Source organism: Geothrix sp. 21YS21S-2 (genome assembly GCF_030846775.1).
Taxonomy (GTDB): Bacteria; Acidobacteriota; Holophagae; order Holophagales; family Holophagaceae; genus Mesoterricola.
In genome coordinates this window covers 4,192,316-4,218,871 of record NZ_CP132910.1, presented here as the reverse complement: position 1 = coordinate 4,218,871, position 26,556 = coordinate 4,192,316, and the positions used below count along the sequence as shown (strand labels likewise).

Genomic DNA, 26,556 nt, shown 5'->3' with positions numbered 1-26,556 from the left:
CTTCTAGGCCGAACGGGTTGCGAGCAGCTTGGCGCGGTTGCGCTGGGAGGCCTTGCGGGCCTTCTCCACGTCGGGAAGGTGCACCATGGCCCACTGGCACAGGGCCCCCAGGGGCTCCTTGAGCGTCGCGCCCAGCTCGGTGAGGGAATACTCCGTGCGCGGGGGCACCTCGGGGTAGACGACGCGGCGCACCAGGCCGTCCTCCTCGAGCTTGCGCAGCGTCTGGGTGAGCATCTTCTGGCTGATGCCGCCCACCTCGCGCTGGAGCTCGCCGTACCGCCGGGTGCCCTGGGACAGCAGGTAGATCACGAGCGTCGTCCATTTGTCCGCGATGAGATCCAGCACGAGGCGGGTGGGACACATGGGGCTGAGGACGTTGGGGGCCGAGGAACATGCATTACGTACCATTTGGTTCCTACCTTCCGAATTAGTGCCTACTTTCCAATGGAGAGTGACATGCTTAAGTTTGTATTACGGCCGATCTGACCGCAACCCCCGAATCCCTGGAGCCGCCATGACCACCGCCACCGTCCTCTCCCCCGAAGAACTCCTCAAGGTGCAGGAGTGGCGCTACGCCACCAAGCAGTTCGACCGCGACCGCAAGGTCCCCGCCGACCTCTGGTCCGCCCTCGAGAAGTCCCTCGTCCTCAGCCCCAGCTCCTTCGGCCTCCAGCCCTGGAAGTTCCTGGTCATCCAGGACCCCGCCCTGCGCGCGAAGCTCAAGGCCGCGTCCTGGGGCCAGGGCCAGATCGAGGACGCCTCCCACCTGGTGGTCTTCCTGGCCAAGGAGACCCTCACCGAGGCCGACGTGGACCACTACGTGGCCCGGGTCGCCGAAGTGCGCCACCAGGCCCCCGAATCCCTGGCCGCCTACCGGGGCATGATGGTGGGCACCCTGGTGACCGGCCCCCGGGCCGCCACCGTCGACGCCTGGGCCGCTCGTCAGGCCTACATCGCCCTGGGCAACTTCATGACCAGCGCCGCCCTCCTGGGCGTGGACACCTGCCCCATGGAAGGCCTCGACGCCGCCCAGTACGACCAGATCCTGGGCCTGGCGGGCACCGGCTACCACACCATCGTCGCCTGTCCGGCCGGCTACCGGTCCACCGGGGACAAGTATGCGGAACTGGCCAAGGTCCGGTTCCCGGAAGCCGAGCTGGTCGACCACAGGTAACGGGATTCCCGGCGGCCAAGGATTATTAATTTTTGATTCGGATGGCCCGATAAGCGGATTTCGACATCCATTATACCTTCATACGCATTTTCCAAAGAAGCCCTAATGGTGTAGCGTGACTGGTCCGAAACCTTCATTGGAGGTGGACACATGTCGATCTTCCACCAGTATCAAAGCCGCTACGAATCCGCAGGCGCCGAGGAGATGAGCCTCCAGGACTACCTGGAACTCTGCAGGAAGGACCCCTCCGCCTATGCCAGCGTCGCGGAGCGCCTGCTGAGCGCCATCGGGGAGCCGGAGCTGGTCGACACCCGCTCCGTGGAGCGGCTCAGCCGCATCTTCGCCAACAAGGTGGTGCGCATCTACCCGGCCTTCAAGGAGTTCTACGGAATGGAGGAGGTGATCGAGGGGATCGTCTCCTACTTCCGCCACGCCGCCCAGGGGCTGGAGGAGAAGAAGCAGATCCTCTACCTGCTGGGCCCCGTGGGGGGCGGCAAGTCCTCCCTCGCCGAGGAGCTCAAGGCCCTCATGGAGAAGGTCCCCTTCTACGCCATCAAGGGGTCCCCGGTCCACGAGTCCCCCCTGGGCCTGTTCAACCCCATCGAGGACGGACCCATCCTGGAGGGCGACTACGGGATCCCCCGGCGCTACCTCACGTCCATCATGAGCCCCTGGGCCGTCAAGCGCCTGCAGGAATTCGGCGGCGACATCACCCGGTTCCGGGTGGTCAAGCTGCGGCCCTCGGTGCTCAGCCAGATCGCGGTCTCCAAGACCGAGCCCGGCGACGAGAACAACCAGGACATCTCGTCCCTGGTGGGCAAGATCGATATCCGCAAGCTGGAGACCTACTCCCAGAACGATCCCGACGCCTACTCCTACTCCGGCGGCCTGTGCCTGGCCAACCGGGGGATGCTGGAGTTCGTGGAGATGTTCAAGGCGCCCATCAAGGTCCTGCACCCGCTGCTCACCGCCACCCAGGAGGGCAACTACAAGGGCACCGAGGGCTTCGGCGCCATCCCCTTCGACGGGCTGATCCTGGCCCACTCCAACGAGGCCGAGTGGCTGACCTTCAAGAACAACCGCAACAACGAGGCCTTCCTGGACCGCATCTACATCGTGAAGGTGCCCTACACCCTGCGGGTCACGGACGAGATGCGCATCTACCAGAAGCTCCTGGACAACTCCTCCCTGGCCCAGGCCCCCTGCGCCCCCGACACGCTGCGCATGCTGGCCCAGTTCTCCGTGCTCAGCCGGCTCAAGGAGCCGGAGAACTCCAGCATCTACTCCAAGATGCGGGTCTACGACGGGGAGAACCTCAAGGACACCGATCCCAAGGCCAAGAGCTACCAGGAATACCGGGACTTCGCGGGCGTGGACGAGGGCATGACGGGCCTCTCGACCCGCTTCGCCTTCAAGATCCTCTCCAAGGTCTTCAACTTCGACCACCGGGAGGTGGCGGCCAATCCCGTCCACCTCATGTACGTGCTGGAGCAGCAGATCGAGCAGGAGCAGTACCCCGGGGCGATCGAGGAACAGTATCTGCGCACCATCAAGGAATTCATCTCACCGCGGTATGCAGAATTCATCGGGAAGGAGATCCAGACCGCCTACCTCGAGAGCTATTCGGAGTACGGCCAGAACATCTTCGACCGCTACGTCAACTATGCGGACTTCTGGATCCAGGATCAGGAATTCCGGGATCCGAACACCGGGGAAATGCTTGACCGGGCGGCGCTCAACAACGAGCTGGAGAAGATCGAGAAGCCCGCGGGCATCTCCAACCCCAAGGACTTCCGCAACGAGGTGGTGAACTTCGTCCTGCGCGCCCGGGCCAAGCATGACGGGAAGAACCCCTCCTGGACCTCGTACGAGAAGCTGCGGGCCGTCATCGAGAAGAAGATGTTCTCCAACACCGAGGAGCTGCTCCCGGTCATCTCCTTCAACACCAAGGCCAACACCGACGACCAGAAGAAGCACCGGGACTTCGTGGACCGCATGGTGGCCAAGGGCTACACGGAGAAGCAGGTGCGGCTCCTGTGCGACTGGTACCTGCGGGTCCGGAAGTCGTCATGATCCAGATCATCGACCGGCGCTTCGACAGCAAGAACCGCAGTTCCGTGAACCGGACGCGGTTCCTGCGGCGCTTCCGGGGGCAGATCAAGCAGGCCGTCTCGGACGTCATCGACCGGGGCGGGATCAAGGACATGGATTCCGGCAAGAAGGTCCGCATCCCCGGCAAGGACATCGCCGAGCCCCAGTTCGGCCACGGTCCGGGAGGCAGGCGCGAGCGGGTGCACGCGGGCAACGACCGGTACGGCACCGGCGACCAGGTGGACCGCCCCCCCTCCGGGGGCCAGGGCGGCCAGGGGGGGCGCGCCAGCCCCGACGGCGAGGGCGAGGACGCCTTCGAGTTCGCCATCTCCCGGGACGAGTTCCTGGACTTCTTCTTCGACGAGCTGGCCCTGCCCAACCTCGTCAAGCGCCACCTGGCCAGCCTCACCGAGTTCAGGAACGTGCGCGCCGGCCACACCCACACGGGGGTGCCCACCAACCTCAACCTCGTGCGCACCATGCGGGGCGCCACGGGCCGGCGCATCGCCACCCGGGGCCCCTTCACGGACCGGCGCAGGGAGCTGGAGGCGGCCCTGGCCGAGGCCCGGCGCCTCCACGGGGAGGACAGCGCCGAGGCCCGGGACCTCCTGCTGGAACTGGAGCGCCTGGGCCGCCGGCTCTCCGCGGTGCCCTTCATCGACACCTACGACCTGCGCTACAACAACCGGGTGCGCGTGGCCCAGCCCACCACCCAGGCCGTGATGTTCTGCCTCATGGACGTCTCGGGCTCCATGGACGAGCCCAAGAAGAACATCTCCAAGCGGTTCTTCACCCTGCTCTACCTGTTCCTGAAGCGGAACTACGAGCGCATCGAGGTGGTCTTCATCCGGCACCACACCTCCGCCGAGGAGGTGGACGAGGAGCGCTTCTTCCACTCCCGGGAGACCGGAGGGACCATCGTCTCCAGCGCCCTCAGGCTCATGCGCGACATCGCCGCCGAGCGCTATCCGCCGGGCCTCTGGAACATCTACGGGGCCCAGGCCTCGGACGGCGACAACTGGTCCGACGACTCGGAGCCCAGCCGCGACCTGCTGGCCGATTCGATCCTGCCCCAGGTCCAGCACTTCGCCTACATCGAGATCGCCGACACCCCCCAGGTGCTCTGGCGGGAATACGAGACCCTGCTGCCCGGGCACCCCGACTCCTTCGCCATGCGGCGCATCCGTGAGGTGACCGACATCTACCCGGTCTTCCACGACCTGTTCCGGAAGCGGGTGTAGCCATGCTGCCGGGGGGATCGGAGTGGACCTTCGAGTCCATCACGGCCTACGACGAGGCCATCGGCAGGATCGCCCGGGACTTCGGCCTGGACACCTACCCCCACCAGCTGGAGATCATCAGCTCCCAGCAGATGATGGACGCGTACGCCTCGGCGGGCATGCCGGTCAACTACCACCACTGGTCCTTCGGCAAGCACTTCCTGGCCACGGAGAACCGCTACCGCCGCGGTCAGATGGGCCTGGCCTACGAGATCGTCATCAACTCCGACCCCTGCATCGCCTACCTCATGGAGGAGAACACCCTGACCATGCAGGCCCTGGTGATCGCCCACGCGGCCTACGGCCACAATTCCTTCTTCAAGGGCAACCACCTGTTCCGCCAGTGGACCAGCGCCGGCACCATCATCGACTACCTGGTGTTCGCCCGGGACTACATCGCCCAGTGCGAGGAGCGCCACGGCCAGGAGGCCGTGGAGCGCCTCCTGGACGCGTGCCACGCCCTCATGAACCTGGGCGTGGACCGGTACCGCCGCTCCCCGCGGCTCTCCCTCACCAAGGAGCGCCTGCGCCAGAAGGAGCGCGAGGCCTACCTCCAGGCCCAGGTGAACGAGCTCTGGCGCACCCTCCCGGCGCGCCCCGAGAAGGAGAAGCCCGCCGAGGAGCCCCGCTTTCCGAAGGAGCCCGAGGAGAACCTCCTCTACTTCATCGAGAAGAACGCCCCCCTCCTGGAGCCCTGGCAGCGGGAGGTGGTGCGCATCGTGCGCAAGGTGGCCCAGTACTTCCACCCCCAGCGCCAGACCCAGCTCATGAACGAGGGCTGGGCCTCCTTCTGGCACTTCACCCTGCTCAACGCGCTGTACGACGAGGGCAGCGTGGGCGACGGGTTCATGTTCGAGTTCCTCCACTCCCACACCAGCGTCATCCACCAGCCCCCCTACAACAGCTCCTGGTATTCCGGCGTCAACCCCTACGCCCTGGGCTTCGCCATGTGGCGGGACCTCCGGCGCATCTGCGAGGCCCCCACGGAGGAGGACCGCCACTGGTTCCCCGACGCGGCGGGCTCGGACTGGCGGGAGACCCTGCCCTTCGCCATGCAAAACTTCAAGGACGAGAGCTTCATCGCGCAGTTCCTCTCCCCCCGCCTCATGCGGGAGTTCCGGTTCTTCACGGTGGTGGACGACGACAAGGCCCCGCGCCTGCGCATCGGCTCCATCCACGACGAACCCGGGTACGAGGACTTGCGGAGATCCCTGGCGGACCAGTACAACCTCGGCAGCCGCGAGCCCAACATCCAGGTGTGGAGCGTGGACCTGCGCGGCGACCGCACCCTCACCCTGTGCTACACCAACCCCCGGGGCCTGCCCCTGGCCACGGATTTCGAGGCCGTGCTGGAGCACATGGCCTACCTGTGGGGGTTCACGGTGCGCCTGGAGGAGCGGGACGCGACGGGCGAGATGCGGGTGCTGGGGGTCAAGCTCGGGGAGCGGAGGCGGCGGGACTGAGACCCGGTCCGGGGCCCTCGAGGATGGAATTTGCTTTCCCCCGGAAGGCGTGTAGAGTCTTCCTTGTCCCCAGCCCATCGCACTTTTTTGGAGGTTCCCATGAGGAAGTTCCCGCTCATCGCCGCCGTCCTCCCCTGCATCATGGCTTCCGCCCAGTCGCCCACCCCGGCCCAGGCGGAATCCCTGGTGAAGCGCGCGGTGACCTACGCGAAGGCCAACGGCATCGAGAAGCTCATCCAGCAGACCAACCAGTCCAACGGGGTCTTCCACGTGGGCTCGGGCGGGGAGATGTACCTCTTCGTCTACGACCAGGCCGGCCTGTGCAAGGCCATCGGCTTCAACTCGGTGGAACTGGTCGGCAAGGACCGGAGCGGCCTGAAGGACCCGGACGGCAAGATGATCGTCAAGGAGATGCTCGCCCTGGGCAAGGCCAAGGGCAAGGGCTGGGTGGACTACAAGTATCCCGACCCGGTCAGCGGCAAGGTGCTGGCGAAGACTTCCTATATCGAGATGCACGACGGGCTCCTCTTCGGCTGCGGCATCTACAAGCGGTAGGGCACCTACGCCGCGCCAGGCCATGCCGAGCGGCTCCCCATCCCATGGGATTCCAGCGGGGAACCTATTTAATAACAGGTTCATTTAATACCGGGGCTGCACCCCGGTCGACCACCCGGCGCCGGGGCGCAGTGCCTCTGTCCTCTACCCCCCGCGCCAGGAGTCGCCACCATGCCCTTCCACTGCCCCAAAGCCCTCGTCGCCCCCGCCCTGGCCATCCTCGCCAGCCCCCTTTTCGCGGGCACCGTGGAGATCCTCAACCCGACGGCAGGCACCTATACCGTTCAGCGGAACGCGTCCCTGCTGCCGGACAGCCCCGCCGCGTTCCGCACCGCCTGGGACAACCTGCAGCTCCCGACCCACGCCAAGGGCCAGGCCGCGAGCCTCGAAGTGACCACGCCCGGCATTCTCAAATTCGTGCTGAAGGACGGCAGAGGGGATTTCTGCCTGATCAAGGTCCGCACGAAACTCGCCTCGGGAACCCTGGTCAGCACCCTGGAGACCCTGGACCACCGGGCGGCGACGGATGGCGCGCTCAGGCTCGAGCAGGGGAACCGGATCGTCATCACCAAGGCGTTCTTCGAGGAGAAGGGCGAAACCAAGGACGCCCCCGTCGACGGAACGGAAAGGGGCCTTGGCGACTGCAAGGTCTCCGACCCCGAACCCAAGGAAGCCCCCGGCACCTCCTCGACCCCCGATGCCCAGGCGGCCACCGGGCGGTTCCAGCGGGGCCTGCAGGAGGCCCTCACGCGCTGCCGCACGGTCCTCGGCCAGATCAGCCGGCTGGAGACCTCTGTGGAGAAAAGGCTGGCCCTCAAGGGCGCGCCCTCGAACCGGGATGAGCGGGCCGTGGCGAGGGAGACCCGGGTGGATCTCGCGAACGCCCTCCGGGATCTCGACACCGCGGGCGCCCAGTGCCAGTTCGCCCTGGAGCTGGCGGCCGGGATCCCCGGCGACCGGACCCCCGAGGTGGCGGCCCAGTGCGTCACCCTGGAGCAGCTGGAACTGATGCTCCACGCCCAGGAAACCTCGCTCCTCACCCTCGCCGGCGCCCTCGAGGTGGCCAGCCGGTAGTCAGCGGCGCTCCTTCCAGGCCGCGAATTCGGCGGACGTGAGGAACCGCGCGAAGTTCCCGTCGTGAAGGGCGGACAGCTCCGCGTCCACCTCCGCCCGGAACCTGGGGCCGTCGGCCGCCGGGAGCCGGGCGGCGATGGCGCGGATGCGCGCCCCGGCTCCGGTCTCCCCCGCCAGGACCGCCTCGCGCACCGCGGCGCGGATCCCGGCCCGGTAGCGCAGGCGGAAGGGATCGGGCCCGGTCGACCCGCAGGAATGCTCCACCGCGAAGGCGAAGACATCCCGCAGCAGGGCCGGGTCGTTCTCCTCCCACACCGCCCGCATGGCCTGGGCGTAGGCCTGGGCCGGCACGGCGGCGAAGGTGACGGGGACGACCTGCCGTCGCAGGAGGGGCAGGTTCGCCGCCAGGCGCGCGACGCTTCCGCTGGCCTGGGCGAAGGGCTGCAGGTAGGGAAGGTGCACCAGCAGGAAGAAGGACTGCTCGTACGGATCCAGGATCCGGGACGCCGTCCGCAGGATCTGGCGGAAGCACCACTCCACCAGCCTGGGGGCCTCGGGGGGCGCGTAGCGGGTCCCCGGCAGCGCCAGGGGGCCCGTCCTAAGCCGGCCCCCGGCCCCGGGAGCCTCCAGCAGGCCGTCCGTGAGCAGGGCATGGAGGTTCTGCACGGTCACCGGGTCGGCCCCCTCCGCCCCGGCCATCCAGTCGGTGGCGGCCTTGTGGTTGAGGAGCGGAAGGTCCTCCGGGGCCGCCTCCGCCCCGGAGAAGAGGGCCTCAGCCTCAGTCCGGGGGGTGGCGGCCCCATCCAGGCGGGCGGAGTTCCAGGCCAGGTCCGCCAGGAGCGCCGGCCGGCGGGACCGGTCCCCGGCCCGGCCCAGGCCCGCCAGGTGATGGCGGAGTTCCATGGGCAGGTACCAGACCTCGTTGGGCTGGTAGGTGTCCAGGAAGGGCCGGTGGTAGACGGCGGGAGTGCGGTCCGGCCGGAGGACGCGCGCCAGGGCCGCCCGGCCCTCCGGGCTCAGCGGCAGGGACTCCGTCCCCCCGTCCCCCGGGAAATACCGCCGGGCCTGGGTGGCTCCTTCCACCCGGATCCGCCCGTCCTTCACCAGCGGCGCCAGCAGGCGCCGCAGGCGCTGGGGGTCGAGGCCCGCGGCCTCCGGAAGGCCCTCCAGCTCGTGGCGGGCCACTCCCCCCGGCCGCAGGCGCAGGAAGGCCAGGATCCCCTCCTGGCGGGCGGAAGCGGTGGTGGGCGGCTGCATGGGACCCCCGGATTTGATTCAATCTTGATTGAATCGAACGATTCCCTCAAGCCCAAAAAACCACCCTTGATTGAATCAACGATTCAATCAAGGGTGGCGGGTGAATCCATCCGGAGCCCTTAGCGGGCCGGGACGCCTTCGCGGAGGCCGACTTCCTTCAGCGCCGCGGCGAGGAAGCCCACGGTGCGGTCGACGTTGTGCAGCTTCTCAAGGCCGAAGAGGCCGAGGCGGAAGGTCATGAAGTCCGGGCCCTCGTCGCACTGGAGGGGCACGCCGGAGGCGATCTGGTAGCCGGCGGCCACGAACTTCTTCCCGGACTGGATGTCGGGGTCGGTGGTGAAGCTGACCACGACGCCCGGGGCCTTGAAGCCCTCGGCGGCGACGCTGGGGAGGCCGCAGCTTTCCAGCAGGTGGCGGGCCTTGGCGCCCAGCTCGGCCTGCTCGGCGCGCAGCTTCTCGAAGCCGTAGGCTTCCATCTCCTGCATGACGGCGCAGTCCTTGGCCAGGGCGTCGGTGGGCATGGTGGCGTGGTAGGCGTGGCCGCCCTTGAGGAACGCGTCCATGATGGACGACCACTTCTTGAGGTCGCAGGCGAAGCTGGAGCTGGTGGTCTCGGCCATGACGGCCTTGGCCTTCTCGCTCAGCATGACCATGGCGGCGCAGGGGCTGCCGCTCCAGCCCTTCTGGGGGGCGCTCACGATCACGTCCACGCCCAGGGCCTCCATGTCGACCCACATGCAGCCGGAGGCGATGCAGTCCAGGACGAACAGGCCGCCCGCGGCGTGGGTGGCCTCGGTGACGGCCTTGATGTAGCCGTCGGGGAGGATGATGCCGGCGGCCGTCTCCACGTGGGGGGCGATGACGACGGCGGGCTTCTCGGCGGCGATGGCGGCGACCACCTCGGCGATGGGCGTGGGCGCCCAGGGGGACTGCTTGTCGGTCCCCATCCGGTGGGCCTTGAGCACCACGTGGGAGGAGGGGATCGCGCCCATGTCGAAGATCTGGGACCAGCGGAAGCTGAAGAAGCCGTCGCGGATCACCAGCGCCTTCTTGCCGGCGCAGAACTGGCGGGCCACGGCCTCCATGCCGAAGGTGCCGCTGCCGGGGACCAGGGCGACGCCCTTGGCGTTGTAGACGAGCTTGAGGATGCGGTCCATCTCGCGCATGACGAGCTGGAACTTCTTGGACATGTGGTTCAGGGCGCGGTCCGTGTAGACCACCGAGAACTCCATGAGTCCATCGGGATCGATGTTGGGAAGCAGTGCGGGCATGGGAGTCCTCCTTGGAACTAGAGCCAGTTGATGTCGGTGCCGGCAGGGAGATGGGGGGTGAAGATCGAGAGGTACTGGAGGTTCTCCTCCAGGGCGCGGGTGTCGTGGACGATCCCCCGGGGACAGACGTGGACGTCGCCCATCTTCACGGGCTTCCACTCGCCGTTGACGAGGATCTCGCCCTTGCCGCCCACCACGATCACGTACTCGTCGCAGACGGTGTGGAAGTGGGTCCCCACCTGGGTGCCCTTGACGGCCGTGCGCACCATCAGCTGGGTGCGGGGGCAGTCGTACGCCACCACGCTGTCCACGCCCTTCTCGGGCAGGGTGCGCTTGGCGTATTCGTCGCGGAGGTGGAGGAGGATGGACTCGGCCGGGGTCGAATCGATCAGGCCCTTGAGCGTACCGGGTTCATAGGCGGTGAGGGTCATGGCGGTCTCTCCTTTGCGGGGAAGGTTCGATTCTACCGCTTAAATGGCGGCGGGAGCGGTGGGGAGGATGGCGGGGATGACGAAGGCCTGGAGCAGCACCAGGACGATCACCATGCACAGCAGGATCATCGAATACTTGAGCGTCTTGCGGAAGATGTCGGTCTCGTGCCCGACCAGGCCCACCGCGGCGCAGGCCACGGCGATCGACTGCGGGGAGATGAGCTTGCCCATGACGCCGCCGAAGAGGTTGGCGCTGGTGGTGAGGACGGGATTCAGTCCCAGGTGCACCGCGGTGACCTGCTGGAGCTTGCCGAACAGGGCCGCCGAGGAGGTCACGGAGCCGGTGAGGAACACGCCCACGAGGCCGATGACGGGCGAGAAGATGGGGAACGCCATGCCGGTCAGCTGGGCGAAGGCCAGGCCCAGGGTGAAGGACATGCCCGAGTAGTTGGCCAGGAAGCCCAGGCCGATGACCGAGGCCAGGGTGATGAGCGCGAAGCGGAGCTGCTTGAAGGTCTTGAAGAAGACCCGGGTGCCCGTGGCGGGGCTGATGCCCAGGACAACCATGGAGATCAGGGAGGAGATGAACATGGCGGTGCCGGGGGCGATGAGCCAGTCCCAGCGGTAGTTGGCGCCGTACATGGCGGGCTTGGCGACGATGGGGGCGGACTTGAAGACCACGCCGTTCAGCCAGGGCCAGCTCGGGACCATCACGAACCAGTGGTGGGCCTTGGTGCAGTACGCCTTGAAGGCGGGGGTGCCCCAGAGGCCCATGACCACCATGAGGATGAGGAAGGGGGACCAGGCCTTGAAGATCTGGCCGGCGGAATAGGTGCCGGAGGCCGCGGCGTGCGAGGCGGCGGTGTCCTCCTCGAAGGTCCAGGTGGTCGCGGGCTGCCAGAAGCGCAGGAAGATCACGAGGCAGAGCAGCGACACGACGGAGGCCACGATGGCGGGCAGCTCGGGCCCGAACCAGGTGGAGATCGCGAAGGAGGCCGCGGCGTAGCTGACGCCGGCCACGAGGCAGGCGGGGATGACTTCCTTGGCGCGCTTGAAGCCCACCATGACCACCACCATGAAGAAGGGGATGATCAGGGCCATGAAGGCCATGTCGATGCCGACGGCGCGGGCCATGGTGGTGGCGGGGATGCCGGTCACCGTGGACATCATCATGGTCGGCACGCCCACGGGCCCGAAGGGCACGGGCGGGGTGTTGGCCACGAGGCAGATGACGGCCGCCGGCAGGGCCGGGAAGCCCAGGCCGATGAGCATGGCCGCGGCGACCGCGACGGGAGCGCCCTGGCCCGCCACGCCCTCCATGAAGGCGGAGAAGGAGAAGGCGATGAGCAGCGCCTGGATCCGCCGGTCAGGGGACAGGGAGGAGATGGAGCTCTTGATGATCTCGAACTGGCCGCTCTCCACGGTCAGGTTGAAGAGGAACACGGCGGTGAGGATGATCCAGCCGATGGGGAACAGTCCGGTGACCATGCCGAGCGCCGAGGCCGACAGGGCCGCGCTCACGGGCATCCGGTACACGAGGACGCTGATGACGACCGTGATCAGCAGGGTGATCGGCCCCGCCACATGGCCCTTCATGCGCTTGACCGCCAGGGCCCAGAACAGGAAGAAGATGGGGATGGCCACCACCAGGGCCGTCAGGAGCAGGCTCCCGTTCAGGGCGGAGTAGTTCTGGTTCCACTGCATGGTTCAGTCCTTTCACTCACAGGGTTTGGACAGTCCGGTGGAAGGCCCCGCGAGCGGGGACGGAGCCGGAGGTTCGACGAAGGGTCACGAGGCCTCGCAGGAGTGGGTATCACTAATTGATGCACTAGCAGGGATGCGGAAATTAGAGACCCGTAGGTCTTTTGCGTCAAGTCGTTATATTTATAAATTTATAAATGCCGCAGCGAACGCATGGCCCGTCTTGAGAGCCTATTAAAATACCGACCACCTGGTTGGTGCCTGCCCGGAGGCGGAGCCCGGGTCCGGTATTCTCTGGGGGATGTCCCCTTCCACCCCCCGCCCGCACAGTTTCCGCACCACGGCCATCATCATCGCCTGCGCCCTCTTCATGGAGCAGCTGGATTCCACCGTGCTGGCCACCGCCCTGCCCACCATGGCCCGGAGCTTCGCCGTCTCCCCCCTGCACATGAGCGCGGCCCTCACCGCCTACCTCCTGGGGCTCGCCATCTTCATCCCGGCCAGCGGCTACTTCGCGGACCGCTACGGGGCCCGGCGCATCTTCCGGCTGGCGATCCTGGTGTTCACGGCCGGCTCCATCCTGTGCGGACAGGCCGGCAGCCTCCTCTTCCTGGTCTGCGCCCGGTTCCTGCAGGGCATGGGCGGGGCCATGATGGTCCCCGTGGGCCGCCTGGTGCTGCTGCGCACCGTGGCCCGCAAGGACATGGTCTCGGCCATGTCCTGGTTCATGGTGCCCGCCCTCATCGGCCCGGTGGTGGGGCCGCCCCTGGGGGGCTTCCTCGTCACCTACCTCTCCTGGCGCTGGATCTTCTACATCAACGTGCCCATCGGGATCCTGGGCATCTGGCTGGCCACGGTCTACATCGAGGACATCAGGGAGCTGGACCCCGGGCGGTTCGACGTGACGGGCTTCCTCCTCTCCTGCATCTCGCTGTCCTGCCTGATGTACGGCCTGGAGATGGGCAGCCGCGGCGGCGGCATCTCCCTGGGCATGACCCTCCTGATCATCGGCGTCGGCCTGGTGGCGGGGGCGGCCTACGTCCTCCACGCCCGGCGCGCCGCCAACCCCATCCTGGACTTCGGGATGATGCGCATCTCCACGTTCGGAATCTCGGTCATCGGCGGTTCCCTCACCCGCATCACCGCGGGCGCCCTGCCCTTCCTGCTGCCCATGATGATGCAGCTGGGCTTCGGCATGTCGGCGGCCCGGAGCGGCCTCATCACCTTCAGCACCGCCGCCGGCTCCTTCCTCATGAAGATCGCCGCGCCGCCCATCCTGCGCCGCTTCGGCTTCCGCAACACGCTGATGTGGAACAGCCTGATCTCCTCGGCCTTCCTGGCCGCGTGCGCCCTGTTCCGCCCCGGGTGGCCGGTCCTCCTCATCCACGGCGTGCTGCTTCTGGGGGGGTTCTTCCAGTCCCTGCAGTTCACCGCCCTCAACACCGTCGCCTACGCCGACATCTCCCAGCCCCGCATGAGCTCGGCCACCAGCTTCTACTCCACCTTCCAGCAGCTGATGCTCTCCATGGGCATCTGCATCTCCTCGGCCATCCTGGCCCTGGCCATGGCGGTCTCCGGCCACGCCAGCCCCCAGCTGTCCGACTTCTCCGCCGCGTTCCTTGTGGTGACGGCCATCTCCTTCATGGCCTCCCCGGTGAGCGCCCGCCTGCCCCGCAACGCCGGGCACGCCATGAGCGGGCATTCGGACGGGGACGAGGCTCCGCTGGGGATGGAGACTTAGCTTTCTCTAAACGAGAAGGCTGGGTTTCCCCATTTGTTCTTCTTTCGCAGAAGGGAGGCCCCCATACTTCTCCGCATCCAGGAGAACCCCATGACCGCAACCCCCAGCGCCCTTTCCGGCCTGCGCGTGATCGAGCTGGGCCAGCTCATCGCCGGCCCCTTCGCCGCCAAGATGCTGGCCGAGTTCGGGGCCGACGTGATCAAGGTGGAGCCCCCCGAGGGGGGCGACCCGCTGCGCGCCTGGCGCATGATCAAGGACGGCACCTCCCTCTGGTGGCAGGTGCAGTCCCGCAACAAGCGCTCCGTTGCGCTGGACCTGCGCAAGGCCGAGGCGCAGCGGATCGTGCGCGACCTGGTGAAGGAGGCCGACGTCGTCATCGAGAACTTCCGGCCCGGCACCCTCGAGGGCTGGGGGCTGGGGTGGGAGGAGCTGCACGCCCTCAATCCCAGGCTCGTCATGCTGCGCCTGTCGGGCTACGGCCAGACCGGGCCCTACCGGGACCGGCCGGGCTTCGGCGTCATCGGCGAGGCCATGGGCGGCCTGAGGTACCTCACCGGCGAGCCGGGACGGGTGCCGGTGCGCTGCGGCGTCTCCATCGGGGACACCCTGGCGGCCCTGCACGGGGTCATCGGCGTGCTGCTGGCCCTGCGCCACCGGGACGCCGCCGGCGAGGGCCAGGTGATCGACGTGGCGCTCTACGAGGCCGTGTTCAACGTCATGGAGAGCCTGGTGCCGGAGTACAGCGCCTTCGGCGCCGTGCGGGAGGCCACGGGCAGCGCCCTGCCCGGCATCGCGCCCACCAACGCCTACGCCTGCGCCGACGGCTACGCCCTCATCGCCGGCAACGGGGACGGGATCTTCAAGCGCCTGATGGAGAAGATCGGGCGCCGGGACCTGGGCGAGGATCCGGGCCTGGCGGGCAACGCCGGCCGCGCCGCCCGCGCCGCGGAGCTGGACGCCGCCATCGGCGCGTGGAGCCGGGAGCGCAGCCTGGACGAGGTGCTCCAGGCCCTGGACGACGCCCGGGTGCCCTCGGGCCGGATCTACACCGCCAAGGACATCTGCGCCGACCCGCACTACCGCAGCCGCGACATGATCCTCACCACCGCGCTGCCCGACGGCACCCCCCTGGAGGTGCCCGGCGTGGTGCCCAAGCTCTCCCTGACCCCGGGCACCCTGCGCACCCCGGCGCCGGCCCTGGGCGAGCACACCGAGTCCGTGCTGCGCGAGGCGGGCGTCTCCGAGGCGGCCCTGGCCGAGCTGCGCGCCAAGGGGGTGATCGCATGAGCGCCTGGGAAGGCGCCGGAAGGCGCGTCCACCTGCAGGAAGTGGGCACCCGCGACGGCCTCCAGGCCGAGAAGGCCTTCGTCCCCACCGAAGCCAAGATCGCCCTCATCGACGAGCTGTCCCTGACCGGCCTCACCAAGATCGAGGTCTCCTCCTTCACCTCGCCCAAGGCCATCCCCGCCCTGGCCGACGCCGACGCCGTGATGCAGGGCATCCGGCGAGAGCCAGGGGTCGTGTACAGCGCCCTGGTGCCCAACGTGCGCGGCGCCGAGAGGGCCATCCTGGCCCGCACGGACGAACTGAACCTGGTCATGTCCGCCAGCGGGACCCACAACCTCACCAACCTGCGCATGACCCGGGACCAGTCCTTCGCCGCCTTGGCCGAGGTGGCGGCCCTGGCCCGCCCGTCCGGGACCGCGGTGAACATCTCGCTGTCCTGCGCCTTCGGCTGCCCCATGGAGGGGGAGGTGCCCCCGTCCTCCGTGCTGGACTGGTGCGCCCGCTACATCGGGGAGCTGGGCGTGGACCACATCACCCTCTGCGACACCACCGGCATGGCCTTCCCCGGGCAGGTGGCCGGCCTCGCCGGCGCCTTCCGCCAGAGGTGGCCCCAGGCCGAGCTGACCCTGCACCTGCACAACACCCGGGGCCTGGGCCTGGCCAACACCCTGGCCGGGCTGGACGCCGGGGCGGACCGCTTCGACGCCTCCCTGGGCGGCATCGGCGGCTGCCCCTACGCCCCCGGCGCCACCGGCAACGTCTGCACGGAGGAACTGGCCCACGCCCTGGAACTCATGGGCTTCCAGACCGGCCTCGATCTCCCCCGGCTCATCGCCGCGGCCCGCCGGCTTCCGGGTATGCTGGGCCACGAGGTCCCCAGCCAGATCGTCAAGGCCGGCCGCAGGCTGGACCTGCACCCGGTCCCCGCCGATTTCGAAACCATCCGCCAGCGGGCCCTCGCCCGCTAGGTCCGAAGCGAGGAGCGCCACGATGGCCAACGTCTACGTCACCCGCATGCTCCCCCAGGAACCCCTCGACGCCCTGCGCCGCTGCCATGACGTGGACATCAACCCCCACGACCGGCCGCTGACCCGGGAGGAGCTGCTGCGGGAGGTGCGCGGCCGGGACGCCGTCATCACCCTGCTCACCGACACCATCGACGGCGAGGTGCTGGACGCCGCGGGGCCCCGGTGCCGGATCTTCGCGAACTACGCGGTCGGCTACAACAACTTCGACGTGGACGCCGCCACGGCGCGCGGGGTGATCCTCACCAACACGCCCAAGGTGCTGGACGAGGCCACCGCCACCCACGCCTGGGCCCTGCTGCTGGCCGCCGCCCGCCGCATCCCCGAGACCGAGCGCTTCCTGCGCTCGGGCCAGTGGGCCGGCTGGGGGCCCCTGCAGTTCCTGGGCCGGGACGTGGACCACATGACCCTGGGCGTGGCCGGCGCGGGCCGCATCGGCTCGAAGTTCGCGGCCAAGGCGGCCGCCTTCGACATGCGGGTGATCTACCACGACCTCCAGCCGTCGCCCGAACTGGAGCGGACGTGCGGGGCCATCTTCGTGGACAAGGCCACCCTGCTGCGCGAATCGGACTTCCTCTCCCTCCACCTGCCCCTGCTGCCCGCCACCCGCCACTTCATCGGCGCCGCCGAACTGGCCGCCATGAAGCCCACCGCCGTCCTCGTCAACACCGGACGCGGCCCGCTGGTGGACGAGGAGGCGCTCGTCGCCGCCCTGAGGGACAAGGTCATCTGGGGCGCGGGCCTGGACGTCTTCGAGAACGAGCCCCGCCTGACGCCCGGTCTGGCCGGCCTGGAGAACGTGGTCATCGTGCCCCACACGGCCTCGGCCACCTTCCGGACCCGGCTGGCCATGGGCATGACCGCGGTGGACAACGTCCTGAGCGTGCTGGCGGGCAAGCCCCCCCAGACCTGCGTCAACCCGGCCGTGCTCTAGGAGGGTGCCCGCCATGAACGTCCCCCGCGTTGACCTGGCCTCCCTGTCGCTGTTCACCCTGGTGGCGCGCACGGGCAGCATCAGCAAGGGGGCCGGGCTGGCCAACCTGGCGGTGGGGGCCGCCAGCAAGCGGCTGTCCGACCTGGAAGCGACCCTGGGCGCCGAGCTGCTGAAACGGTCCTCCCGGGGCGTGGCCCTCACGCCCGCCGGCCAGTCCCTGCTCCAGCACGCCCACCGCGTCCTCAGCGACGTGGACCTGCTGGTGGCCGACCTTTCCGACTACGCCTCGGGCAGCCTGGGCGTGGTGCGGCTCTGGGCCAACATCTCCGCGGTCACGCAGTTCCTCCCGGGCGACCTGGCTTCCTTCGCCGCCGCCAACCCCGGCATCCGCATCGAGCTGGAGGAGCAGAACAGCTCCGAGATCGTCCTGGCCCTGCTGGACGGCCGGGCCGACCTGGGCATCTTCGCCGACCGCACCCCCGCCCTGGGGCTGCAGGTGCTGCCCTACCGGGAGGACCGCCTGGCCGTGGTGGTGCCCCGCGGCCACCCCCTCGCCCGCAGGCGCTCCGTGCGCCTCGAGGACCTGGTGGACTACGATTTCGTCAGCCTGCCCCGGGCCACGTCCCTGGCCAAGCGCATGAAGACCGAGTCCGAGGCCATGGGCCGCACCCTGAAGCTGCGCATCCAGGTGCGCAGCTTCGACGCGGTGTGCCTGATGGTGGCCGCCGGCATGGGCGTGGCCGTGCTGCCCCGCAACGCCGTCAAGGCCATGGTGGCGTCCCTGGACCTGCGCCTCGTCACCCTGGCCGAGCCCTGGGCTGAGCGCCACCTCCTCCTGGGCCTGAGGGATGTGCGCGCCGCCGCCAAGCCCGTTCGGATGCTCCTGGAGCACCTCAATCCACGATGAAGAGCCTCGCCCCGGAAGGCGCCGCGGACCGGTGGGCCTCGGCCTGGTCCGCCACCTGGTAGCTCATCCCGGGCCGCAGGACGAACCTCCGTCCGTCCTCCAGTTCCGTGTGCAGCTCCCCCTCCAGGCAGAGCAGCACGTGGCCCTTGGAGCACCAGTGGTCCGCCAGGTAGCCGGGGGAATACTCCACCATGCGCACCCGGATGGCGCCGAACTGGCGGGTGCGCCAGAGGGCCCGGCCGGTAACGCCGGGATGCTCGGTGGGTTCCACCTGGGACCAGTCGGTGGCGGCGAAGGGGATATCGGTCATTTGCATCGTCGGTCTCCTTGTTCCATTCTCTGCCTGGAGGAGCTTTTTCATGCATGTCCTGCTCATTTTCGCCCATCCGCGCCGGGCTTCCTTCACCGGGGAGGTGGCCGCGGCCTTCGCCGAGGGCCTGCGGGAGGCCGGGCACACTCTGGAATTCGCCGACCTCTACCAGGAGGGCTTCGACCCCCTCCTGGCCGAGGCCCAGTTCGGGCTGGAGACGGCCCTGGACCCGGCGGCGCTTCGCCCGGCGGACGTGGTGGCGGAGCAGGCGCGGCTGGACCGGGCCGAGGGTCTGGTGTTCTGCTACCCCTTCTGGTGGTCCGACGTGCCCGCCATCCTCAAGGGCTGGTTCGACCGGGTGTGGACCTACGGCTATGCCTACGCCTACGAGGCCGACCGCAGCCGCACCACCCGCCTGCCCGTGCGCAAGGCCCTGGCCCTCTGCCCGGCGGGCCACACCGACGAGAAGCTCGACGCCCTGGGCCTCCGGGAGGCCCACCACCGCGTGATGGTGGAGGACCGCCTGCTGGGCGTGGGCATCCCGGAGGCCCGGCTGGAGCTGCTGGGCGGCCTGTCGGGGAACGCGCCCGAGGTGCGGGCGGAGCTCCTGCTCCGGGCCCGGGAGACAGGCCGGACGTTCTGACCGGAACGGTGGCACAATCGTCCTATCCCCGGAGGCGACCATGAATCGGTTTGAGCAGTGGCTCATGCGGTGCCTGGGTTCCGCCCTGGGCATCGCCGTGGTGAGCTGCGTGGGCGGCACGCCCGCCTACGGGGCCCCCGTGCCCACCTATGGCACGCCGTCGGCCACCTACAGGGTGGGCGGCACCGTCACCGACGCCGCCACGGGCCTGCCCGTCCCGGGCATCCGGGTGGACTTCCAGGGCGCCACGGCCAGGTCGGGCGCGGACGGCGTCTTCTCCTTCACCTGGACCGGCTGGTACTGCCCGTCCTGCCCCCTGACGGCCACCGATGTGGACGGCGCCGCCAATGGCGCCTACAGCCAGGCGACGGTCACCCTGAACCTCGTCCAGACCGCCCCCGGGGACGGCAGGTTCTTCTATGGCGCCTGGGAGCAGGAGGGCCTGGCCATCAAGCTGGCCAGGCCGTGAGGCCCTGGCTCCGGCGCGCCCTGCTGCCGTCCTTCCGGCGCCTGGAGGCGCGGCACCATCGCCTCTCCTACCTCTTCGTGGAGCTCACCCGGGCCTGCAACCTGGCCTGCCGGCACTGCGGCAGCGACTGCACCCGCGACGCCACCGCGCCGCCCCTGCCCCGGGAGGCGGTGCTCCGCGCCCTGGAGGGCATCGCCGCGGCCCAGGACCCCCACGGGGTCATGGTGGTCCTCTCCGGGGGCGAACCCCTCTGCTACCCCGGCGTCTTCGACCTGGGCGCCGCCATCCACCGGCTGGGCTTCCCCTGGGGGATGGTCACCAACGGTCTGGCCTGGGGCCCGCAGGCCTTCGCCTCCGCCAAGGCCGCGTCCATGGCCAGCGTCACCGTGAGCCTGGACGGCTTCGAGGAGGACCACGACTGGCTCCGGGGCCGGGAGGGCTCCTTCCGCGGGGCCCTGGCGACCCTCAAGGGCCTGCTGGCGGACCCCTTCTGGCAGGCCCTGGACGTGGTGACCTGCGTGAACCCCCGCAACCTGCCCCGGCTGGAGGCCTTCCGGACCTTACTCATGGAGGCCGGCCTGAAGCACTGGCGCATCTTCACCATCGACCCCATCGGCCGCGCCGCGGAGGATCCCGCCCTGCTGCTGGCGGCGGAGGAATTCCGGACCCTCATGGAGCGCATCGAGGGCTTCCGCGCGCGCGGAGGCCTGGACGTGGTCTACGCGGAATCCGGCTTCCTGGGCCGCTTCGAGTGCCGGGTGCGGGACCAGCCCTACTTCTGCCGCGCGGGCATCAACATCGGCGGGATCATGGTGGACGGGGCGGTCCTGGCCTGTCCCAACATCGACCGCCGGTTCGCGCAGGGCAACATCCACCGGGACGCCTTCATGGACGTGTGGAACACCCGCTTCCAGGCCTTCCGCGACCGGAGCTGGATGCGCCAGGGGGACTGCTCCGCGTGCGGAGAGTGGGGCCTGTGCCAGGGCAACGCCTTCCACCTGTGGGAACCCGGGGGGCGGGCGCCGAAGGTCTGCCACCACCGGAGGTTCGGGCTCAACTAGCTAGGTGTGGGCGATTTCCGCCACGACGCAGTTGCCGTTCCCGAGGTACTCCACCCGGTCGAAGGCCTCCCACTTGGCCAGGAGGATGCCCCGCCCGTGGCTGTCGAACATCCGGCCCGGGTTGACGCCCTCGAAGTCCTGCCAGTGAAACCCTTCGCCCATGTCCTGGATCCGGATCCGGGTGGCTGCGGCCAGGCGCGTCAGGGTGACCTCCACCCGCCGCTTGCGGTTCCGGGGAAGCTCCTGGCGGCGCTCGATCTCGCCCGCCCATTCGTGGGAGGCGATGAGCTCGGTCTTCTCCTCGTAGGTGATCCCCAGGTTGCCGTGCTCCACGGCATTGACCAGCAGCTCCAGGATCCCGGTCACGGAGCGCCTGGGATCCGGGCAGGCCTTGGCCAGCAGCGCGGCCAGGTCCCCGCACTGCTCGAGGGTGTGCACGTGGAAGACGCCCCGGCGCACCAGGCCCATGGCGGCGCGGATGCTGTCGAGTTCGGCGTAGAGCTTCTTCCTCGTCTCGAATTCCCGCACCGCCGAGTCCACCACCTGGACCACCATCCGGGGGTCGAGCGGCTTGACCAGGTAGTGCAGCGCGCCGGCCTTCAGCCCCTCCCGGATGTCCCCTTCGCCGTCCAGCGCCGTCTCGAGCACCACGGGGATGTCCTTGAACCCCGGGGTGGCCTTCATCCGCTTGAGGACCTCGAGCCCGTCCATGCGGGGCATGAGGCGGTCCAGGAGCACGGCGGCGAACCCGGAATCGTCGCCCAGGATGTCCAGGGCCGCGAGCCCGTCGCCGGCCAGGGTGATGTCGTAGCCCTCCCGCGCCAGCGTGCCTTTGAGCAGGGACGAGGTGAGGTCGTCGTCTTCCACGATCAGGATCTTCGGACGGGGCATGGAACTCCTCCGGGGAGCGGAGTGGGCGGCCTTGGATGTGGAAGGACCGGGTCGACGCCCATCATCGCAGAGGCTGGCCCCTCCAGCGGGAAATCCGGCCCGGGGGCGGTTGGCCATCCGCGCTGATACACTTCCCGGAACCCACCTATGGCCGAACCCCGGACCCCCATGAAGATCCTTTGCGCCTCCGACATCCACCTGGGCCGCCAGCCCAGCATGAAGGCCTTCCCCGGCCGCGCCCTGACCGCCCGGTCCGCCTGGGACTTCGTGGTCGACAGCGCCATCCGGGAGCGAGCGGACCTCCTCGTGCTCGCGGGCGACGTCGTGGAGCGGGACAACCGCTACTTCGAGGCCTGGGCCCCCCTCAAGGCCGGCGTCCTCCGCCTCCTCCAGCACGGCCTCACCATCGCCGCCGTGGCGGGCAACCACGATTCCGAGATCCTCCCCAGGCTCCTCGACGACCTCCGGCGGGACCTGGACCCCGCCCAGGCCGCGCGTTTCCTGCTCCTGGGCCGGAAGGACGGGGTCATGGGCGTCTGGACCGAGGCGGCCGTCACCCTCGGCGGGGAATCCCTGCGCCTCGTGGGCTGGTCCTTCCCGGCGCCCCTCCATTCCGCGGACCCCTTCTACGCCTTCCCCGCCGTCCCCGACGACCTCCCGACCCTGGGCATCCTCCACGGCGACCTGGACAGCCCCCGGAGCCCCTACGCCCCCTTCACGTCCGCCGCCCTGCGTTCCCGGCGCATCGACCGGTGGGTCCTGGGCCACATCCACGCCCCCAGCGCCCGGGACAAGGCCCCCTTCTACTGCGGCTCCCCGATCCCCCTCCGGGCCAGCGAGACCGGCGCCCACGGCTGCTGGACCCTGACACTTGCCGGCGGCGCCTTCTCCAGTCCCGTCCTCGTGCCGGCCCCCATCCGCATCGAGGCGCTGGAGGTCGCCCTCACCCGGGACGACGCCAGCGAGACCGCGGTGCAGTCCGCCATCCTGCAGGGCATGCGCGAACGCATCGGGCGCTGCCGGGAAGCCGATCCGCGCCTGGAAGGAGTGCTCTTCCGGGTGCGCCTGACGGGGGAATCCGACGCCCCCGCCCCGCGCGCGCCCGAGGAGTTCACCACCACCCTCGACGGTGTCCAGGCCGCCATCCATGGCGACGTGGAGAACCTCGTGCGGCGCCCGGCGAGCCTCGAGGCCTGGCTCACGGACAAGGGCGCCCGGGGCATCCTGGCGCGCCTGATCCAGGACCTGGACAAGGGAAGCGTCCCTCCCGGCGAATGGGGCGGCCTCCTCGACGAGGTCCTCCAGCTCGAACGGGAAAGCCGGTCCTCCGGGGCCTACCACGGCCTGGACGCCCGCTGGATGGACGAGACAACCGCCGCCCCGGACTGGCACCTCGCCCTGCTCCAGCGCGTCTGCCTGCGCCTGTTCAACGGGATGATCCCCGCGGAGACCCCCCATGCCTAGCTTCCGCTTCGAACGGGTGGACCTGGACGCCTTCCGGGGATTCGCGGGGATGGGCTTCACGGTGGAGCGCCTCGCCCCGGGCATCGTGGTCGTCCACGGCCCCAATGGCGCCGGGAAGAGCTCCCTGGTCCAGGCCATGGAGCTCCTCCTGTGGGACCAGGCCAAGGCCCCGGAAGGCACCATCCTGCATGCCCAGGTGCGCCTGGGGGACCTGTCGCAGGAGCGGAGCCGCCTCCAGGACCGCCTGGTCGCCAAGGCCGGCGCCCTGCCCGCGCAGCCCTCCCCCTGGTCCGGGGCCTCCACCCGCGAGCGCTACCGCCTGTCCCTGTCCGACCTCCTCCAGAGCAGGGAGGCCAACCAGGCCTTCGGCGAGCAGCTGCGCCAGGAGATGCAGGGCGGCGTGGACTTCCAGAAGCACCGCGCCGACCTCAAGCCCCTGGCCGCCTTCTCCCGCAGGGCCGGCGCCACCGAGGCCTTCGAGCAGGCCAGGGCGGCCCTCCAGGAGAAATCCAGGGAACAGGGGGCCCAGGAATCGCTGGAAGAGGAGATCCGGGCCCTGGAGGCGGAAGCCGCCACCCTGGACGCGCACGCGGACCGGGAGCGCGCCCTGGCCGCCCTCGACCAGGCCCTGGAGTCCCTGGAGACCCTCCTGGCCCAGGATGCCGCCCTCGAGCCGTTCCAGGCCCGCGAAACCCTCCTCGCCGGCCTCCGGGAGCCGGACGAGACCGCCTTCCGGGACCTGCGCGCCTCCCGCGACGCGGCCGCCACCCAGGTCGCCAGCCTCCAGGACCAGCTGGAGAAGGTGGACGGCGGCCTCGCCCCTCTCGACCTGCCCCCCGGCCTCCGGAAGGACCACGCCGAGGCCGCCCGGAACCTCGCCGGCGCCCTCAAGGATGCGCAGACGGAAGCCAGGGACCGCGGCCGGGCCCACCGCGAGGCCGCAGCCGCCCTGGACGACTGGCGGCAGGCCAACCCCTGGCTGGGCGCCCCGGTGGACCAGCTCCCGTCCCTCTCCCCGGACGTCCTGGAGCGCACCCGGGCGTTGGCCCGGAAGTTCGAGCGGAGCCAGAGCCTGCTCCATGCCCTGGACCAGGTCGCCTCCACCCTCGGCCCGGAGGAGACGGCCCTGTCCGCCGGAACCCTCGCCTCCGCCACCCTGATCCTGGAGCAGTGGCAGGACAAGCGCGCCACCCTGGAGGCCCTGGCCAGGCTCCCGGACGGCAAGGGACGCTGGGGCGCCTTCGCCTGGGCCCTCATGGCGGCCGGGCTGCTGGCCGGCGCCGCGGCCCTCGTCCTCGCCCGGGGCGCCCCGCCCCGGGTCCTTTCGATCGCCGCGGCCCTGCTCCTTCTCGCCCTCGCTGCCATCGGCCTCCGGACCCCGGCCTCCCAGGCCGAGAACCCGGACGCCCTCCGGCAGGGCCTGGCGACCCTGCAGGACCAGTACCTCGCCCTCGGCCTGCCCGGCCTGACCCCCGCGGCCTGGGCCCCGGCGGACATCGCCGTGCTCGCCCGGAAGGTCCGGGACGAGGCGGCCAAGGGGACGGGACTCGCGAAGCTGAACCTGACCCGCAACCAGGTCCGCGCGAACGCCGAAACGGAGCGGGGAACCTGGAAGGCCCTCCTCGCCGAGGCGGGTGACCTGGCCCGCCAGCTCAACCTGCACCCCGAACCGACCGACGCCTTCGGGGGCTACCTGGAGATCCTCGCCCGGCGACTCGAGCAGGGCCTGGCCCTCCGCGGAACGGTGGCGACGGCCGGAGAGCTGGAAGCCGAGGCTTCCCGGCAGCTCGCGTCCCTCCTGGCCAAGGCCGCCACCCTGCTCGAGGCCTTCCGCCGCACCCCCGGCCCGGATCCCGCGGCCGCGCTGGCGGTCCTCGCGGACGACCTGGACACCGCCCTGCGTCTGCACGGCGAACGCCTCACCCTCGTGAAGACGCTGGACGCCTTGGGGCGTAGCTCCCCCCAGGCGGACCTGGACGCCTTCCTCGCCGCCCGAGGCCTGGCCGAGCACACCTTCCAGGAGGCCTGGGACACCCGCCGGCTCTGGCACCCCCTCATGACCGCCCGCCTGGGCCAGCTCAGCCTCGTGGAGACCCTCTTCAAGCGCGATGGACACTGGACGCCGGAATTCCAGGCCATCGCCGACCGGCGGGAAGCCCCCCTCGCCGACCGCCGGGACCGCCTCGCCCGGGCCCGCGCCCAGGTCCGGACCGACCTTGCGGCCGCCCGCGAAACCCTCCGGAAGATCGCCGCGGCCCGCGAAGCCGCCCTCCTCAAACAGGCCACCCTGACGCGCCTCACGGGCGAAACCACCCTGGCCGCCCTCATCCTCGCCCGGGACCAGGCCGCCCAGAGACTCGAGGATCAGCGGATCAGGGACCTCGAAGGACGGACCCTGGCCAGGCTCATCGACCGCCTGGAAGAGCGCGGAGCCGACGAGGACCTCAAACCCCAGCTGCGCCGGGCCTCGGACCTCTTCCAGGCCTTCACCGGGCACCGCTATGTGCTGCGGTTCGAGAACGCCGCGTTCGTGGCGCGGGAGGGCGATCGCACCCGCCCCCTCGACCAGCTCTCCGAAGGCACCCGCCTCCAGCTGCTGATGGCCGTGCGCCTGGCCTACGTCGAACACCAGGAGGGTCCGGACGGCATCCAGCTGCCCCTCTTCCTGGACGAGGTCCTGGCCAATTCCGACGACACCCGCGCCCAGGCCATCCTCGAAGCCATCCAGGTGATGGCCGGCACCGGCCGGCAGATCTTCTACTTCACCGCCCAGCAGGACGAGGTCGCCAAGTGGCGGCGCCTCGGGCCCCGAGGCATCCAGATCCTCGATCTGGCCGAGGTGCGCAACCTCGGGGCGCGCCGTCTGGCCCCCCTGCCCGCCGTGGACCTCACCCGGCCGCCCATTCCCGACCCCGGGGAGGACAGCCTGCTGGGCTACGCCAGGCGCCTGGGCGCCGCGGGCCCATCCCTGTGGACGCCACTCAGCCAGCAGCACGCCTGGCTGGCCTTCGCGGAGGGCCAGCAGCGGTCCCTGCATCTTCTGCTCCAGGGCGGGTTCGAGACCGTCGGGCAGGTCAGGAACTTCCTGGGCACCCCAATCACGCCGGAGAAGGTCGCCCTCCTGACGACGATCGAGATCCTGGAACAGGCCCAGGCTGCCCTCCAGGCGGCCCGCCCCAGGCCACTGTCCCCTGCGATCATCGAAGCCGCGGAGATCCCGAGGTTCGGCGACATGGCCGGCGTGGCCGCCGTCTTCAGGGAATGCGGCAACGACCCCCGGGCCCTTCTGGACAGCGTCATTCCGGGGGTCGGCCCGGCCCGGAAGGAAAGCCTCAGGGACTGGCTGCAGAAGGGCGGCTACCTAGTCGACGCCGAGGAACCTGCGGAGGAGATCCTGGCCCGGTTGAAGGGTCGGTACGCCTCCCGCCTGGGCCTGGAGGAGAGGGGCTGGAGCGCCGTGGAACGGTTTCTTCTTGCGCAATCCCCGCACCGGGAGGCCGGGGCTCCTTGACCCGATCCTCATCTTC

At 69.7% G+C, this 26,556-nt stretch carries 23 protein-coding genes; 16 read left to right on the top strand and 7 right to left on the bottom strand.

Going from position 1 to position 26,556, the window contains the following annotated elements:
- Nucleotides 1–3: 3 nt before the first annotated feature.
- Nucleotides 4–363, bottom strand: a complete 360-nt coding sequence (locus tag RAH40_RS18685) for a helix-turn-helix domain-containing protein (protein WP_306599115.1) — start codon at nucleotides 361–363, stop codon at nucleotides 4–6.
- 151 nt (nucleotides 364–514) lie between these two features.
- On the opposite strand from RAH40_RS18685, the gene RAH40_RS18680 reads away from it, so the two are divergent.
- The 6 genes from RAH40_RS18680 to RAH40_RS18655 all read left to right on the top strand — a co-directional run bounded on the left by RAH40_RS18680 (nucleotide 515) and on the right by RAH40_RS18655 (nucleotide 7,637).
- Nucleotides 515–1,174: an NAD(P)H-dependent oxidoreductase gene (locus RAH40_RS18680; protein ID WP_306599114.1), complete on the top strand. Its 660-nt coding sequence runs from the start codon at nucleotides 515–517 to the stop codon at nucleotides 1,172–1,174.
- A gap of 150 nt (nucleotides 1,175–1,324) precedes the next feature.
- Nucleotides 1,325–3,247, top strand: a complete 1,923-nt coding sequence (locus RAH40_RS18675) for a PrkA family serine protein kinase (protein WP_306599113.1) — start codon at nucleotides 1,325–1,327, stop codon at nucleotides 3,245–3,247.
- Nucleotides 3,244–4,506 (top strand): YeaH/YhbH family protein, encoded by a 1,263-nt coding sequence (locus tag RAH40_RS18670; RefSeq protein WP_306599112.1) that lies wholly within the window; start codon nucleotides 3,244–3,246, stop codon nucleotides 4,504–4,506. Before RAH40_RS18675 ends, RAH40_RS18670 begins: the two co-directional genes overlap by 4 nt.
- A gap of 2 nt (nucleotides 4,507–4,508) precedes the next feature.
- A complete protein-coding gene (locus RAH40_RS18665; RefSeq protein WP_306599111.1) occupies nucleotides 4,509–6,008 on the top strand; it encodes a SpoVR family protein in 1,500 nt (499 codons plus the stop codon).
- 99 nt (nucleotides 6,009–6,107) lie between these two features.
- Nucleotides 6,108–6,563: a cache domain-containing protein gene (locus RAH40_RS18660; protein ID WP_306599110.1), complete on the top strand. Its 456-nt coding sequence runs from the start codon at nucleotides 6,108–6,110 to the stop codon at nucleotides 6,561–6,563.
- A 171-nt stretch (nucleotides 6,564–6,734) separates the two neighbouring features.
- Nucleotides 6,735–7,637, top strand: a complete 903-nt coding sequence (locus RAH40_RS18655) for a hypothetical protein (RefSeq protein ID WP_306599109.1) — start codon at nucleotides 6,735–6,737, stop codon at nucleotides 7,635–7,637.
- Here the strand turns inward: RAH40_RS18655 and RAH40_RS18650 are convergent, their stop codons facing one another.
- The 4 genes from RAH40_RS18650 to RAH40_RS18635 form a co-directional block, all read right to left on the bottom strand.
- A complete protein-coding gene (locus tag RAH40_RS18650; RefSeq protein ID WP_306599108.1) occupies nucleotides 7,638–8,894 on the bottom strand; it encodes a Fic family protein in 1,257 nt (418 codons plus the stop codon).
- Nucleotides 8,895–9,013: 119 nt separating this feature from the next.
- Nucleotides 9,014–10,165 carry an aminotransferase class V-fold PLP-dependent enzyme gene (locus tag RAH40_RS18645; RefSeq protein ID WP_306599107.1) on the bottom strand — a complete coding sequence of 384 codons (1,152 nt, stop codon included), beginning with the start codon at nucleotides 10,163–10,165 and terminating at the stop codon, nucleotides 9,014–9,016.
- Nucleotides 10,166–10,182: 17 nt separating this feature from the next.
- Nucleotides 10,183–10,596 carry a cupin domain-containing protein gene (locus RAH40_RS18640; protein WP_306599106.1) on the bottom strand — a complete coding sequence of 138 codons (414 nt, stop codon included), beginning with the start codon at nucleotides 10,594–10,596 and terminating at the stop codon, nucleotides 10,183–10,185.
- Nucleotides 10,597–10,635: 39 nt separating this feature from the next.
- On the bottom strand, nucleotides 10,636–12,300 hold the full coding sequence (locus tag RAH40_RS18635) for an L-lactate permease (protein ID WP_306599105.1): 1,665 nt from the start codon (nucleotides 12,298–12,300) through the stop codon (nucleotides 10,636–10,638).
- Nucleotides 12,301–12,598: 298 nt separating this feature from the next.
- Between RAH40_RS18635 and RAH40_RS18630 the strand changes: the two genes are divergently transcribed.
- From RAH40_RS18630 to RAH40_RS18610, 5 genes are all read left to right on the top strand, one after another.
- Nucleotides 12,599–14,038, top strand: a complete 1,440-nt coding sequence (locus RAH40_RS18630) for an MFS transporter (RefSeq protein ID WP_306599104.1) — start codon at nucleotides 12,599–12,601, stop codon at nucleotides 14,036–14,038.
- Nucleotides 14,039–14,128: 90 nt separating this feature from the next.
- Nucleotides 14,129–15,325: a CaiB/BaiF CoA-transferase family protein gene (locus RAH40_RS18625; RefSeq protein WP_306599103.1), complete on the top strand. Its 1,197-nt coding sequence runs from the start codon at nucleotides 14,129–14,131 to the stop codon at nucleotides 15,323–15,325.
- The gene (locus tag RAH40_RS18620) at nucleotides 15,322–16,293 is read left to right on the top strand and encodes a hydroxymethylglutaryl-CoA lyase (RefSeq protein ID WP_306599102.1); all 972 of its coding nucleotides are present in this window, start codon (nucleotides 15,322–15,324) and stop codon (nucleotides 16,291–16,293) included. The genes RAH40_RS18625 and RAH40_RS18620 overlap by 4 nt, the downstream gene beginning before the upstream one ends.
- 22 nt (nucleotides 16,294–16,315) lie before the next feature.
- Entirely contained in the window at nucleotides 16,316–17,284 is a 969-nt protein-coding gene (locus RAH40_RS18615) for a D-glycerate dehydrogenase (protein WP_306599101.1), read from the top strand.
- Between the two features lie 13 nt (nucleotides 17,285–17,297).
- The gene (locus tag RAH40_RS18610; RefSeq protein ID WP_306599100.1) at nucleotides 17,298–18,191 is read left to right on the top strand and encodes a LysR family transcriptional regulator; all 894 of its coding nucleotides are present in this window, start codon (nucleotides 17,298–17,300) and stop codon (nucleotides 18,189–18,191) included.
- Here the strand turns inward: RAH40_RS18610 and RAH40_RS18605 are convergent.
- Nucleotides 18,178–18,507, bottom strand: coding sequence for a DHCW motif cupin fold protein (locus RAH40_RS18605; protein WP_306599099.1), 330 nt, complete (start codon nucleotides 18,505–18,507; stop codon nucleotides 18,178–18,180). The genes RAH40_RS18610 and RAH40_RS18605 overlap by 14 nt on opposite strands.
- A gap of 43 nt (nucleotides 18,508–18,550) precedes the next feature.
- Here RAH40_RS18605 and RAH40_RS18600 point away from each other — a divergent pair, with 43 nt between their 5' ends.
- From RAH40_RS18600 to RAH40_RS18590, 3 genes are read left to right on the top strand one after another with little or no spacing between them, the layout of a single operon-like run.
- Nucleotides 18,551–19,144 carry an NAD(P)H-dependent oxidoreductase gene (locus tag RAH40_RS18600; RefSeq protein WP_306599097.1) on the top strand — a complete coding sequence of 198 codons (594 nt, stop codon included), beginning with the start codon at nucleotides 18,551–18,553 and terminating at the stop codon, nucleotides 19,142–19,144.
- A 40-nt stretch (nucleotides 19,145–19,184) separates the two neighbouring features.
- Complete coding sequence (locus tag RAH40_RS18595) at nucleotides 19,185–19,613, top strand: radical SAM-associated putative lipoprotein (protein WP_306599096.1); 429 nt, start codon at nucleotides 19,185–19,187, stop codon at nucleotides 19,611–19,613.
- Entirely contained in the window at nucleotides 19,610–20,674 is a 1,065-nt protein-coding gene (locus RAH40_RS18590; RefSeq protein WP_306599095.1) for a radical SAM protein, read from the top strand. The genes RAH40_RS18595 and RAH40_RS18590 overlap by 4 nt, the downstream gene beginning before the upstream one ends.
- Here the strand turns inward: RAH40_RS18590 and RAH40_RS18585 are convergent, their stop codons facing one another.
- On the bottom strand, nucleotides 20,675–21,565 hold the full coding sequence (locus tag RAH40_RS18585) for a response regulator (protein ID WP_306599094.1): 891 nt from the start codon (nucleotides 21,563–21,565) through the stop codon (nucleotides 20,675–20,677).
- A 147-nt stretch (nucleotides 21,566–21,712) separates the two neighbouring features.
- Between RAH40_RS18585 and RAH40_RS18580 the strand changes: the two genes are divergently transcribed.
- Together RAH40_RS18580 and RAH40_RS18575 are read left to right on the top strand one after the other, a co-directional pair.
- Complete coding sequence (locus RAH40_RS18580; protein ID WP_306599093.1) at nucleotides 21,713–23,029, top strand: DNA repair exonuclease; 1,317 nt, start codon at nucleotides 21,713–21,715, stop codon at nucleotides 23,027–23,029.
- A complete protein-coding gene (locus tag RAH40_RS18575; protein WP_306599092.1) occupies nucleotides 23,022–26,540 on the top strand; it encodes an AAA family ATPase in 3,519 nt (1,172 codons plus the stop codon). Before RAH40_RS18580 ends, RAH40_RS18575 begins: the two co-directional genes overlap by 8 nt.
- The last annotated feature ends 16 nt before the right edge of the window (nucleotides 26,541–26,556 follow it).